Source organism: Flexivirga sp. YIM B11880, from assembly GCF_058148645.1.
This window is the reverse complement of record NZ_JBMAMH010000001.1, coordinates 207,090-219,912: the sequence shown is the minus strand read 5'-3', so window position 1 is coordinate 219,912 and position 12,823 is coordinate 207,090. Positions and strand designations below refer to the sequence as shown.

The 12,823-nt window shown below is 70.0% G+C and carries 8 protein-coding genes; 4 read left to right on the top strand and 4 right to left on the bottom strand.

Going from position 1 to position 12,823, the window contains the following annotated elements:
- Window positions 1-31 precede the first annotated feature (31 nt).
- From ACN8HC_RS01020 to ACN8HC_RS01010, 3 genes are all read right to left on the bottom strand, one after another.
- Window positions 32-391 carry a chorismate mutase gene (locus tag ACN8HC_RS01020; RefSeq protein ID WP_490073004.1) on the bottom strand — a complete coding sequence of 120 codons (360 nt, stop codon included), beginning with the start codon at window positions 389-391 and terminating at the stop codon, window positions 32-34.
- Window positions 388-2,595 (bottom strand): HelD family protein, encoded by a 2,208-nt coding sequence (locus ACN8HC_RS01015; RefSeq protein ID WP_490073003.1) that lies wholly within the window; start codon window positions 2,593-2,595, stop codon window positions 388-390. Before ACN8HC_RS01015 ends, ACN8HC_RS01020 begins: the two co-directional genes overlap by 4 nt.
- A 70-nt stretch (window positions 2,596-2,665) precedes the next feature.
- Window positions 2,666-3,682, bottom strand: a complete 1,017-nt coding sequence (locus ACN8HC_RS01010) for a helix-turn-helix transcriptional regulator (protein WP_490073002.1) — start codon at window positions 3,680-3,682, stop codon at window positions 2,666-2,668.
- A gap of 343 nt (window positions 3,683-4,025) precedes the next feature.
- Between ACN8HC_RS01010 and purD the strand changes: the two genes are divergently transcribed.
- Together purD and ACN8HC_RS01000 are read left to right on the top strand one after the other, a co-directional pair.
- On the top strand, window positions 4,026-5,300 hold the full coding sequence (gene purD, locus ACN8HC_RS01005) for a phosphoribosylamine--glycine ligase (protein ID WP_490073001.1): 1,275 nt from the start codon (window positions 4,026-4,028) through the stop codon (window positions 5,298-5,300).
- A 12-nt stretch (window positions 5,301-5,312) separates the two neighbouring features.
- Window positions 5,313-6,203, top strand: coding sequence for a phosphoribosylaminoimidazolesuccinocarboxamide synthase (locus tag ACN8HC_RS01000; RefSeq protein ID WP_490073000.1), 891 nt, complete (start codon window positions 5,313-5,315; stop codon window positions 6,201-6,203).
- On the opposite strand, the gene purL is transcribed toward ACN8HC_RS01000, so the two are convergent.
- On the bottom strand, window positions 6,200-10,117 hold the full coding sequence (purL, locus tag ACN8HC_RS00995) for a phosphoribosylformylglycinamidine synthase (protein ID WP_490072999.1): 3,918 nt from the start codon (window positions 10,115-10,117) through the stop codon (window positions 6,200-6,202). The two genes, ACN8HC_RS01000 and purL, sit on opposite strands and share 4 nt — an antisense overlap.
- Before the next feature lie 183 nt (window positions 10,118-10,300).
- Between purL and ACN8HC_RS00990 the strand changes: the two genes are divergently transcribed.
- Both ACN8HC_RS00990 and ACN8HC_RS00985 read left to right on the top strand, forming a co-directional pair.
- Window positions 10,301-11,236 (top strand): LysR family transcriptional regulator, encoded by a 936-nt coding sequence (locus ACN8HC_RS00990; RefSeq protein WP_490072998.1) that lies wholly within the window; start codon window positions 10,301-10,303, stop codon window positions 11,234-11,236.
- Window positions 11,237-11,335: 99 nt separating this feature from the next.
- Window positions 11,336-12,820, top strand: coding sequence for an aldehyde dehydrogenase family protein (locus ACN8HC_RS00985; RefSeq protein ID WP_490073673.1), 1,485 nt, complete (start codon window positions 11,336-11,338; stop codon window positions 12,818-12,820).
- Window positions 12,821-12,823: the final 3 nt, after the last annotated feature.

Genomic DNA, 12,823 nt, shown 5'->3' with positions numbered 1-12,823 from the left:
CTTCATTGTCCACGCTCGGCGACGGTGACCGTCAGCTCCGGCAACCTGATTCGCGGATGCGCTCGTGGTGGTGGATGACCTCGTCGATCACGAAGCGGAGGAACTTCTCGCTGAACTCGGGGTCGAGCCCGGATTCGCTTGCCAGTGCACGCAGTCGGGCGATCTGCTGCTCCTCGCGTGCGGGGTCCGCCGGGGGAAGCTCATGGGTGGCCTTGTATTCGCCGACCGCCTTGGTGGTCCGGAAGCGTTCGGCGAGGATGTGGATCAGCGCAGCGTCGAAGTTGTCGATCGAGCGGCGGTATGCCGCGAGCTGAGTCGAGGTTTCGTCCCTCACCATCGACTCCGCTCCGATGCTGTCTGCCGACCTTCGGTCGGACGTTTCGTCCGTCATACGTTGTGCACCTCCACGACGGTCATGCGGTGGGCGGCTCGCGTGAGCGCGACATACAGCACGCGCGCGCCGCCAGGGGACTCGGCGATGATCTCGGCCGGGTCCACGACGACGGTGGCGTCATGCTCCAGACCCTTGGTCGACATCGGGTCGGCCAGTATGACGCGACCCGCGCCCTCCAGGGTCACGCTGTCCAACAGGTGGCGGTGCCGCTCGGGCGTGATGACCGCGATGCTGCCCACGACCTCTTCGAGCAGGCTCTTGACCGCGCCCCGCACGACGTCGGGCAGCGTGTCCGGTGTCGCCGCGAGCTCCACCGGCAACACGCCGGTCTCGCGCACCGCGTTGGGGATGTCGGCGTCCGGCACGACCGGCAGGATCTGCGCCGCGGCGTAGTCGAAGATCTCGCGGGCGTTGCGGTAGTTGGTGTCCATGTGGAAGCGCCGCCGCTGTTTGCTGCCGAATGCCTCGTCGCGCGCGGCCACCGCTTCCTGGGCGAGCGGCCAGGAACTCTGCGCGGCGTCGCCGACGACGGTCCAGGAGGCGTAACGCCCGCGTCGGCCGAGCATCCGCCACTGCATCGGCGACAGGTCCTGCGCCTCGTCGACCAGCACATGGGCGTAGTCGTCCGAGCGGCTCACCGTGCCGGCGAGAAGGCGCTCCTCGGGATTGACCGGCGTGACCTGGTAGGAGACGTCGGCCGCCGGAACCCGTTGTGCTGCACCGAGTTCGGCGACTCCGAGGGTGTCGAGCTCCTCGATCTCGTAGAACCCGCGCTCCTCGCGCGGCGCGTCGGCGACCGTCCCGACGCGGGAGAGCACGTCGTCGACCATGGCGACGTCGGCCACCGACCAGGTGCCCGTCGTGAGAGCGACCCGCATCGAGTCGCGCAACAGCTCGGTCTGCTCGGCCGACAGGATGCCGTGGGTGTAGCGGCCGACCCGGTCGTCGTCGGCGAGCCACAGCAGCACCTCGCGGGGGTCGATCGGCCGCCACCAGTCGCGCACGAATGCCTCGACCTCCCGGTGATCGGTGAATCGGTCGACGAAATCAGGCTTTTCGCCGGTGCCGACCTGCGCCCACGCGGCCTCCGCGAGCGCTGCCGTCGCCGCACTCGCCGCGGCGTTGTGCTGGTGGTGCCGCAGCACCTGCCGGCGGATCCGGGTCAGCTCGGGGGCATCGATCCGGATCGGGTGACCGGCCACCATGGCGCGGAACTGCGTCGTCGCCGCTGGTGAGATGTCCCGGGCGGCACGCGAGAGCACCTGCCGGATGCGGGTCGAGCCCTTGATCTCCGCTGCGGCGGGGGAGTCGAGGCGGGCCGCCGTCATACCGTCGAGCAGGTCGCCGAGCGAGCGGAGCGTGACGCTGTCCTCGCCCAGTGACGGGAGCACGCGCTCGATATAGGCGGTGTATGCCGCGGACGGTCCCACCACCAGGATGCCGCCGGCCTCGAACTTGCGACGTTGCGAATAGAGCAGGTATGCCGCCCGGTGCAGCGCGACCACCGTCTTACCGGTGCCGGGACCACCGGTGATCTCGGTGACGCCGGAGCTGTCGGCGCGGATGGCTTCGTCCTGGTGCCGCTGGATCGTGGCCACGATGTCCCGCATCCGGGAGCCGCGCGAGCGGGTGAGGGCCGCCATCAGCGCGCCGTCGCCGACGACCACCATGCCCTCCGGTGCCTCGGCGACCATCAGGTCGTCCTCGACGCCGAGCACGCGCGAGTCGCGGCAGCGCAGCACCCGTCGGCGGACGACGCCTTGCGGGTCGACCGGGGTGGCGCGGTAGAACGGTGCGGCAGCGGGGGCGCGCCAGTCGATCACCAGCGGTTCGTAGTGGTCGTCGCGGACGCCCAGCCGGCCGATGTAGCGAACCTCGCGGGTGTCGCCGTGCTCGTCAGGGCGCTCGTGCTCCAGGTCCAGCCGGCCGAAGACGAGACCTTCGTACTGCGTCTCGAGGTTCTGCCGACGGCGGCCGGCGTTGAAGACGAGGGCGTCTCGCTCGAAGAGGCCGGTGACCTCCTCCTCGCGCGCTTCGCCGGTGCGGTCGGTGCGGCCACGGGCAAGCCCCTCCGCCTCCACGAGCGCGGCACGTTCGCCGGCCTTGGTCAGCTCGGCATAGACCTGATCGACGTGCGCCTGCTCGGCCGCGATCTCGGCGGCAACCTCCGCAGACACGGCGCGATCACTGGAAACACTCACGGAGCCCCCATGACAAGTGGGTGGAACAGGGTGCTGCGAACACAGCGAACAGCCAAGTCTAGTCAGCCGCTCAGATGAGGCCCTGGCGGGCGGCGAGCACCCCGGCCTGGAAGCGAGTCGTGGCGTTGAGCCGGTCGAGCAGCACCCGGATCCGGCGCTCGACGGTGCGCGACGAGATGCCCAGCTGGCGGGCGATCGCAGCATCCGACACGCCGCTCGCCATCATCCGCAGGATGTTGCGGTCGCGCGGATCCAGCAGATCCGACGACGAGGACGGTGTCGTGCCAGGTCGCCACGGGGTGCCGAGGTGCCAGCCGAACTCGAGCACGGCGCGCACGCGGGCGCTGCCGGCGGCCGCGTCGAGCATGATGCCCACGGGGGAGCCGCCGTCGTCGCCGAGATCGACCATCGCCAGACCCTGGTCGTTGACCGCGCCGGTGAAGGGCAGTCCCGGCGTGAGCCGGATGTCGTCGCCGCCGGCCGCCCGGGCATGCATGATCTCGAGGACGTTCGGCTCCGGCAGCAGCACCGGGTCGATGTCGAGGCGCACCTCGAGCGGCGCACCGTGGCTGCCGAGGAACGGCGTGGTGGCGACCGGACGGGGCGCCTGGAGCAGATATCGGGACAGGGGAGAGTCGATCCGGCTGGAGAGGACCCACTCCTGGGCGCCGGTCGTGACCTGGTGCAGCGCCTGCGCCACGTCGACCAGCGATTCCAGCGGCACGAGGCCCGAGCTGGCGTCCGATCGGGTCGCCGAGCGGCTGCGCAGGTAGACCCTGGCCAGTGCTTGCGAGGTGGTGCGCAGCATGCGGGCGCGGGCTTCGAGCTGTGCCGCGTATGCCGGCAGTGCGACGTCCGGCGGGACGACCGTCCAGGTGTCGGAGGTGACCCGCTGGATCATCCGGCGCTGCTCGAGAACCGGCAGGAACTCGTCGAGTTGATCCGTCGAAAACCCTTGCCCGAGAAGGGAATCAACTGATGGGTTGGGGGTCTGCAACATGGCGAGATAGAGCGGCGCGACTTCGTCGTCCAACGGCTCCAGGCTGCCCTGTCGAGGGGTCCGGGACGTGCTCCGGGCTCTGGCCACGGCGACTCCTTCTCGTGCATCGCGGCGTCGGTCTTGTCAGAGTATGGCGGATCCCCGACATTGACGAACTCCCGCCAGGCGCTGATTAACAACCTGACGCGGGTCGTGTCATAGTGGGTTCAACGACCTTGTGTCGTGACGAGTGCGGAAGCGTCGCCGAGTCCCCCTCCGGCTGACCCTGTGTCTCGTCGGTGGGTCCCTCCCGAGAGACCTCCCCCCTGACTTTCGGGAGGGCCCCACCGTTTGGCACCCCACGAAGTTCTCCTCCGCTGCGCTCCCCCGATACTTCGCGGGCGGGGACCCCGCCTCCTCACCCCACCCTGTCTCGTTAGGCTCAAGTACCGTGAACGTCCTTGTCATCGGTTCCGGTGCCCGAGAGCACGCCATCGTCCGCGCGCTGCTGGCCGACTCCGAGGTCGCCGCGGTCGACGCCGCCCCCGGCAACCCCGGCATCGCGCAGGTCGCGACCTGTCACCCGCTGACGGGTGGGGTCACCGACTCGGCGGCGATCGTCGCGCTCGCTCGGGAGGTGCGGGCGGACCTGGTCGTGATCGGTCCCGAGGCGCCGCTCGTCGCCGGTGTCGCGGACGCGTTGCGCGACGCGGGCATCGCGGTCTTCGGGCCGTCGGCGGAGGCGGCGCAGCTCGAGGGCAGCAAGGCGTTCGCCAAGGAGATCATGGCCGCGGCGGACGTGCCGACCGCGCGCAGTTACGTGTGCAGCACCGAGGACGAGGCGGCCGCGGCGCTCGAGGCGACCGGCGCGCCATACGTCGTGAAGGACGACGGCCTGGCAGCGGGCAAGGGCGTCGTCGTGACCGATGCACGCGACGACGCGCTGGAGCACGCGCGGGCATGTTTCGCAGCGGGCGGCTCGGTCGTCGTCGAGGAGTTCCTGTCCGGGCCGGAGGTATCGCTCTTCTGCATCACCGACGGCACGACGGTTGTCCCGCTCGCGCCCGCCCAGGACTTCAAGCGTGTCGCCGACGGCGACGCCGGGCCGAACACCGGTGGGATGGGAGCCTATTCGCCATTGCCGTGGGCACCGCCCGGTCTGGTGGACGACGTGGTTACCCGGATCGCGCAGCCGACGATCGACGAGATGCGGCGGCGCGGCACGCCGTTCACCGGCGTGCTCTATGTCGGACTCGCGCTCACCCCGGCCGGGCCACGGGTCATCGAGTTCAACGCCCGCTTCGGCGACCCCGAGACGCAGGTGGTGCTCGCCCGGCTGCGCTCACCGCTGGGCGCTCTGTTGCGCGCCGCGGCCGACGGCGAACTCGACCAGCAGCCGCCGCTGGTATGGCGCGACCAGGCGGCCGTCACCGTGGTGGTCGCCAGTGAGGGCTATCCCGCGACCCCGACAACAGGTGACCGGATCGACGGGCTCACCGACGGGGACAGCCAGTCCTACATCCTGCACGCCGGCACGGCTCGCGACGAGTCCGGTGTGCTGGTCTCGGCCGGGGGCCGGGTCCTCTCGTGCGTCGGCGTCGGTCCCGACCTGGCAGCGGCGCGGGCCGCGGCATACCGGATCGTGGACGCAGTGTCGCTGCGCGGCTCCCACCACCGCACCGACATCGCCCAGGCGGCTGCCGCGGGCGCGCTGACCGTCGGCTGAGATACTCACCGCATGACGCTCGAGCTGCCCGGTTATGCCCACGTCTACTCCGGGAAGGTCCGCGACCTCTACGCGCCGCTGGACGACTCCGGGTCACCGCGCGACGACCAGGTGCTGCTGGTCGCGTCCGACCGCATCTCCGCCTACGACTACGTCCTCTCGACGCCCATCCCGGACAAGGGCAAGGTGCTGACCCAGCTGTCGCTCTGGTGGTTCGAGCAGCTGGAGTCGCTGGTCCCGAACCACATCATTTCCACCGACGTTCCTTCTGCCGTCGCGGGCCGTGCGGTGCTGGTCGAGCGGCTCGACATGGTGCCGGTCGAGTGTGTGGCGCGCGCCTACCTGACCGGTGGTGGCCTGTCCGAATATCAAGCAACCGGAACCGTTTCCGGACTGCAGCTGCCGCCCGGCCTGGTGGATGCCTCGAGATTCGACGAGCCGATCTTCACCCCGTCGACCAAGGCGCCGTTCGGCCAGCACGACCAGCCGATGCCGTATGCCGACGTAGTGGCCGAGGTCGGAGCCGAGCGAGCCGCTCAGCTGCGCGAGCTCACCGTGCGGATCCTCGCCCGCGGCAACCAGATCGCTGCTCCGCGGGGCATCCTGATCGCGGACACCAAGGTGGAGTTCGGCGTGCGCGCCGACGGCACCGTCGTGCTGGCCGACGAGGTGCTGACGCCGGATTCGTCGCGCTTCTGGCGTGCGGCCGACTGGGCGCCCGGGCGGCGGCAGGCGTCATACGACAAGCAGTTCGTGCGGGACTGGCTGACCTCGCCGGCGAGCGGCTGGGACCGGACGTCCGGCGCAGAGCCGCCAGCGCTGCCCGACGAGGTCGTCGAGCAGACCCGAGCGAAGTACGTGGAGGCCTACGAAGCCCTCACCGGCCGCACGTTCGACAGTTAGCCGACGTGGACCCGCGCGTTGCGGAACATCCGCAGCCAGGGGCTCGGCTGGTCGAGCGGGCCGTCGGTCCAGGACAGCTGGACGTTGCGCTGCACCCGCTCCGGGTGCGGCATCATCGCGGTGAAGCGGCCGTCGAGCGTCGTCACCGCCGTGAGTGCGTCCGGTGAGCCGTTCGGGTTGAGCGGGTAGGTCCGTGCCGGCTTGCCGGATGCGTCGACGAAACGCATTGCCTGCTCGACGGTTTGCAGGTTGCCCCGCTCGGAGAAGTCGGCGCGGCCCTCGCCGTGGGCGACCGCGATGGGGAGGCGGCTGCCCGCCATACCGGTGAAGAAGATCGAGGGCGAGTCGAGCACCTCGACCTGGCTGAGCCGTGCTTCGTACTGCTCGGACAGGTTGCGGGTGAAGCGCGGCCAGTTGTCCGCGCCCGGGATCAGGTCGGCGAGTGCGGCGAACATCTGACAGCCGTTGCAGATGCCGAGTCCGAAGGTGTCCGGCCGGCCGAAGAAGCCGGCGAACAGGTCACGCAACCGGTCGTTGAAGAGGACCGACCGCGCCCAGCCCTCGCCGGCGCCCAGCGTGTCGCCGTAGGAGAAGCCGCCGCAGGCGACCAGGCCGATCACGTCGGTGAGGTCGTGCCGGCCGGTCTGCAGATCGGTCATGTGGACGTCGACGGCCTCGAATCCCGCTCGGTGGAAAGCGAATGCGGTCTCGACGTGGGAGTTGACGCCCTGCTCGCGCAGGATCGCGACGCGCGGTTTCGCACCCAGGGAGAGGTATGGCGCGGCGATGTCCTCCGCCGGGTCGAACGAGGGCAGCACCACGAGCCCGGCGCGTCCGGAGGACACGTCGGCGTGCTCCTCGTCCGCGCACTCGGGGTTGTCGCGGAGTCGGCTGATCCGCCAGGGGACGTCGTCCCAGGCCTGCAGCAGGTCGTGGGTCGACTCCTCGAGGGCAACGTGCTGGTTCACCGACACCTGCAGGATCGGCTGGACGGTCGGGCGGCCGACGAAGTGGGCGAGCCCGGCGAGCCCGGTGTCGGTGATGGCTGCCTCGACCTCGGCGCGGCGTGCCGTCGGCACCTCGAGCAGGGCGCCGAGTTCTTCGGCGAACAGTGCGTCGGTCGAGGGGACGTCCAGTTTCGCGCCGCAGCCGCCGGCGAATGCCATCTCGGCGACCGCCGCGAGCAGACCACCGTCCGAGCGGTCGTGGTATGCCGTGACGAGGTCCTCCCGCCGCAGCCGCTGCACCAGGGCGACGAGTGCGAGCAGTCGCTGCGGATCGTCGAGATCGGCTGGAGCACCGCCGAACTCGCCATTGACCTGCGCCGCGATGGACCCACCGAGGCGGTCCTGGCCGGCACCGAGGTCGACGAGCAGCAGCTCGGTGCCCTCGGTGGCGTGCAGCTGAGGGGTGAGCGTGCCCCGCACGTCCGGCAAGGAGGCAAACGCGGTCACGACCAGCGACACCGGTGAGCGGACCTCCCGCTCCTCGTCGCCGTCGGCCCAGCGGGTGCTCATCGACAGCGAGTCCTTGCCGACCGGCACGCTGACCCCGAGCGCCGGGCACAGCTCCATCGCGACGGCGTGCACCGTGTCGAACAGTGCGGCATCCTCCCCGGGACGGCCGCAGGCGGCCATCCAGTTGCAGGAGAGCTTCACCCCGCGCAGCGCGTCGACCGGTGCGGCGAGCAGGTTGGTGATCGCCTCGCCGACGGCCATCCGCCCGGACGCCGGCGCGTCGACGGCGGCGATCGGCGTGCGCTCGCCGGAGCTCATCGCCTGTCCCGCGAATCCGGTGAGATCGGAAAGGGTTACGGCGACATCGGCGACCGGCACCTGCCACGGGCCGACCATCTGGTCACGATGCGTCAGCCCACCGACCGTGCGGTCGCCGATGGTGATGAGGAAGCGCTTGCTCGCGACGCTCGGGTGACGCAGCACGGCATACGCCAGGTCGCGCAGGCCGGCCGACGACAGGTCAACCGCGGAGCCGGTGTGCGCGACCCGGGTGACGTCGCGCGTCATCCGCGGTGGCTTGCCGAGCAGGACCTCCATGGGTATGTCGATGGGTGGGCCGTCGGGTCTCGATACGGCCTCGCCCTGGGGGGCTCGGCCTACTCGACCAGCGACGTCTTCGACGATCAGCAAGCCGTCGTCGGAGGCGGTGCCGACGACCGCGAAGGGGCAGCGTTCACGCTCGGCCAGCTCGGCGAAGCGGTCCAGCGAATCCGGCGCGATCGCAAGGACATAGCGCTCCTGCGACTCGTTGCACCAGATCTCCTTGGGGGAGAGGCCCTTCTCCTCCAGCGGCACCGCATTGAGGTCGAAGCGAGCGCCCAGGCCGGCGTCGTCGACCAGCTCCGGGAACGCGTTGGAGAGGCCGCCGGCACCGACATCATGGATCGCGAGTATCGGGTTGGCATCGCCCAGGGACCAGCAGTGGTTGATGACCTCCTGCGCCCGCCGTTCGATCTCCGGGTTGCCGCGCTGCACGGAGTCGAAATCGAGCTCGGCGGCGTTGTCGCCGGAAGCCATCGACGAGGCGGCTCCGCCGCCCATCCCGATCCGCATGCCAGGTCCGCCGAGCTGCACGAGCAGCGAACCCGCTGGGAAACGGACCTTTTCGGTCTGGTCGGCACTGATCGCGCCGAGCCCGCCGGCGCTCATGATCGGCTTGTGATAGCCCCGCCGGATGCCGTCCACCGTCTGCTCGTAGACCCGGAAGAAGCCACCGAGACCCGGACGGCCGAACTCGTTGTTGAAGGCAGCCGCACCGATCGGCCCGTCGAGCATGATGTCCAGCGGCGTGGCGAGGTGGTCGGGTGCGCCGTACTCATCGCGCTCCCAGGCCTCGTCGGTGCCCGGCAGGTGCAGGTTGGAGACGACGAATCCGGTGAGGCCGGCCTTGGGCTGCGAGCCGCGGCCGGTCGCGCCCTCGTCACGGATCTCGCCGCCGGCACCGGTAGCGGCACCCGCGAACGGCGAGATCGCCGTCGGGTGGTTGTGCGTCTCCACCTTCATCAGCACGTGGACGTCCTCCGGACGCTCGACGTATCTGCTCGGCTGGTCGGGTGATTCGGGCAGCCAGCGGGTGACCGCACCACCCTCCATGATCGAGGCGTTGTCCTTGTAGGCGACGATCGTGCCTTCGCCGGCGACCTGCTCGGTGTGGCGGATCATGCCGAAGAGCGAGGTCGCCTGGGGCTCGCCGTCCAGGACGAAATCGGCGTTGAAGATCTTGTGCCGGCAGTGCTCGGAGTTGGCCTGCGCGAACATCATCAGCTCGACGTCCGAGGGGTTGCGGCGCAGACCGGTGAACGAGTCGACCAGGTAATCGATTTCGTCATCGGAGAGCGCCAGGCCGAGCCGGCGGTTGGCGCTGTCCAACGCGGCGTGGCCCGCGCCGAGCACGTCGATGCGCTCCATCGGCTCGGGGTCCGGTTCGTCGAAGAGCGCTGCCGCGGCGTCCCGGGAGACCAGCACGCTCTGCGTCATCCGGTCGTGCAACGCCGTGGCCACGGCGCGACGCGCGTCGTCGCTGAGCGGGCCGGACACCAGGGCGAACTCGGTGATGCGCTCCACCCGCTGCACGTCGAGGCCGCAGCTGTGCGCGATGTCGGTGGCCTTCGACGCCCATGGCGAGACGGTGCCGAGCCGCGGGCTGACCACGACCGTCTCGGTGGCGCCGGGGATCGGCTCGTAGGCCGGGCCGTAGGTCAGCAGCTGCCGGACACGCTGTTCCGCCTCGAGGTCCAGCGCACGGTCCGTGGCGACCAGATGGACGAACCGGGCGCCGAGCGCAGTGATCTGCGGGGCGATCTGCTGGACGCGGGAGAGCAGCGCCGCTCGGCGGAACGGCGAGAGCGCCGAGCCTCCCTCGAACGTGTTGAGCACCGGGCCGTGGGTCGGCGTCATGCGGGGTCCCCGCGAAGTATTCGGGGGAGCGCAGCGGAGGAGAAACGTCGCGGGGTGCTCATGGGATGTGCAGGCTCCTCGGCGAGGCGGGATCGACGGGTCCAGGATATCGGGCGCCGATGCGGCGCCCGCGGCGTGCGGTGCGGGTGGCCGGCTCGCCATACCGTCCGTCAAGATTGACCGGTGGCAGATCCGGCGTTCACCCTGGTGCAGCTGCGCTATTTCGTTGCCGCCGCCGAGCGCGGCAGTATGACGGCCGCCGCCAAGGACCTGCTCGTCTCCCAGTCGGCCATCTCGACCGCCATCGCCCAGTTGGAGCGCGAGCTCGGGGTGCAGCTCTTCCTGCGGCACCATGCCCGCGGGCTGACTCCGACGCGGGCCGGTGTCGCCTTCCTGCGCGAGGTGCGCGAATTCCTCAGTCATGCAACAGATCTTGAGAATGTCGCACGCGGTGCCGGTGGTGACCTGGTCGGCGAGCTGTATGTCGGCTGCTTCGCCACCCTGGCGCCGTTCTTCCTGCCCGGGCTGATCGCGGCGTTCGAGACCGCGCACCCGGCAATCACGCTGCAGGTCACCGAGGACGAACACTCGGGTCTGAAGACGGCGCTCCGCTCGGGCGCGTGCGAGTTGTCCCTGATGTACGGCTACGACTTGGAGGAGGACATCGAGCGCGTGGTCGTGCACCGGCTGCGGCCCTACGTGATCGTGCCGCCCGAGCACCGTCTCGCGCGGCGCAAGCGCGTGCGGCTGCGCGAACTGGTCGAGACCGACCCGCTGATCCTGCTCGACCTGCCGCACACCCGTGACTACTTCCTCGGCACCGTCGTCGACGCAACCGGTGTGCAGCCGCAGGTGCGCCACCGAACGCCGGGGTTCGAAACCGTCCGGTCCTTCGTTGCGCACGGGCACGGCTTCGCGTTGCTCAACCAGTTGCCGGCGGACGACGTGACGTATGACGGCGGGCGCGTGGTCCCGTTGCAGCTGCAGGACCAGGTGCGCGACCTGGAGATCGTGCTGGCCTGGATGAAGAGCACGCGGCTGTCCCGCCGGGCCGGAGCCTTCCGCCGCGTCGCTACCGGTGAATTCGCCAACTCAGCCACGCTGCATCGAAAAAATTGATCCAAGCGACCGGAAATCGGTGTTACCCGGCCGAGCTGGATCGGCCGCATAGTTGCCTACGCACAACAGCGAACTCTGGTGAGGTGACACGTGGTGACGATGCAGGCTCCGAGGTGGGCCGACCAGGCCGAGGCACTGCGTCCGGTGACGGGCGCGGTGATCGGTGGCCGGCTGACTCCTGCCCGCAGTGGCCGGCGGCGCGACTCGATCAACCCGGCGACGGGTCAGCTGCTGGCCCAGGTCGCCGACTGCGACGCAGCTGACGTCGACGCGGCCGTCGTATCGGCACGCGGCGCGTTCGACTCCGGTGTGTGGTGCCGGACCGCTCCGTCATATCGCAAGGGTCTCCTGCTGCGCCTCGCTGAACTGATCACCGCCAACGCCGCCGAGCTGGCGCTGCTGGACAGCCTCGACGCCGGCAAGCTGATCAGCGACACGACGCAGTTCGACGTGCCCGGCTCGGCCGCCATACTTCAGTGGTATGCCGAGGCGATCGACAAGCTGTATGGCGAGATCGCGCCCACCGCGAACACCGAGCTGGCGCTGATCAGCCGGGAGCCGCTAGGGGTCGTCGGCGCCGTGGTGCCGTGGAACTACCCCCTCGAGATGGCGGTCTGGAAGCTCGCGCCGGCGCTCGCCGCAGGGAACAGTGTCGTGCTGAAACCTGCTGAGAACACGCCGCTCTCGGCGCTTCGGCTGGGCCAGTTGGTGCTGGAAGCAGGGCTGCCGGAGGGCGTCCTCAACGTGGTGCCGGGCGACGGGCCGACTGCTGGGCGGGCGCTGGGCCTGCACCCCGACGTCGACGCGCTCACGTTCACCGGCTCGACCGAGGTCGGCAAACTCTTCCTGCAGTACGCCGGCGCCTCGAACATGAAACAGGTCTGGCTGGAGTGCGGCGGCAAGAGCGCGAACGTCGTGTTCGCCGACGTCGCCGACCCGGACGCGGCGGCCGACGGAGTCTGCGCCGGCATCTTCACCAACGGCGGTCAGGTGTGCTCGGCCAACTCCCGGTTGCTGGTGCAGGACAGCATGAAGGAGGCGCTGGTGGAGCGAGTCGTCGCGCGAGCAGAGGCGATCCGGGTCGGCGACCCGCTGGACGAAGCCACGCAGATGGGACCGCTGGTCAGCGTCGAGCACGCGGACCGGGTCATGCGCCTGGTCGACGTCGCACGTGGCGAGGGCCGCATCCGCACCGGCGGCGACCGGGTGGCGGGCGCTGCGACGAATGCGTTCGTGCAGCCGACCATCGTCGACTCGGTCGCAGCAGATGCGTGCATCGCGCGGGAAGAGGTCTTCGGGCCGGTGCTCGCGGTCCTCGGCTTCGCCGACGAGGCGGAGGCGGTCGCTCTCGCAAACGGTTCGCCATACGCGCTGGCCGCGTCGGTCTGGTCGGACAGTCACTCCCGGGTACACCGCGTCGCGCAGCGGCTGCGCGCCGGCACGGTGTCGGTCAACTGTGTCGACGCACTGGACGTGACGACACCGTTCGGCGGGTTCGGGCAGTCGGGCTTCGGCCGTGATCTCTCGCTGCATGCGCTGGACAAGTTCACCGGCCTGAAAACGACCTGGCACCACCACAACTGACGG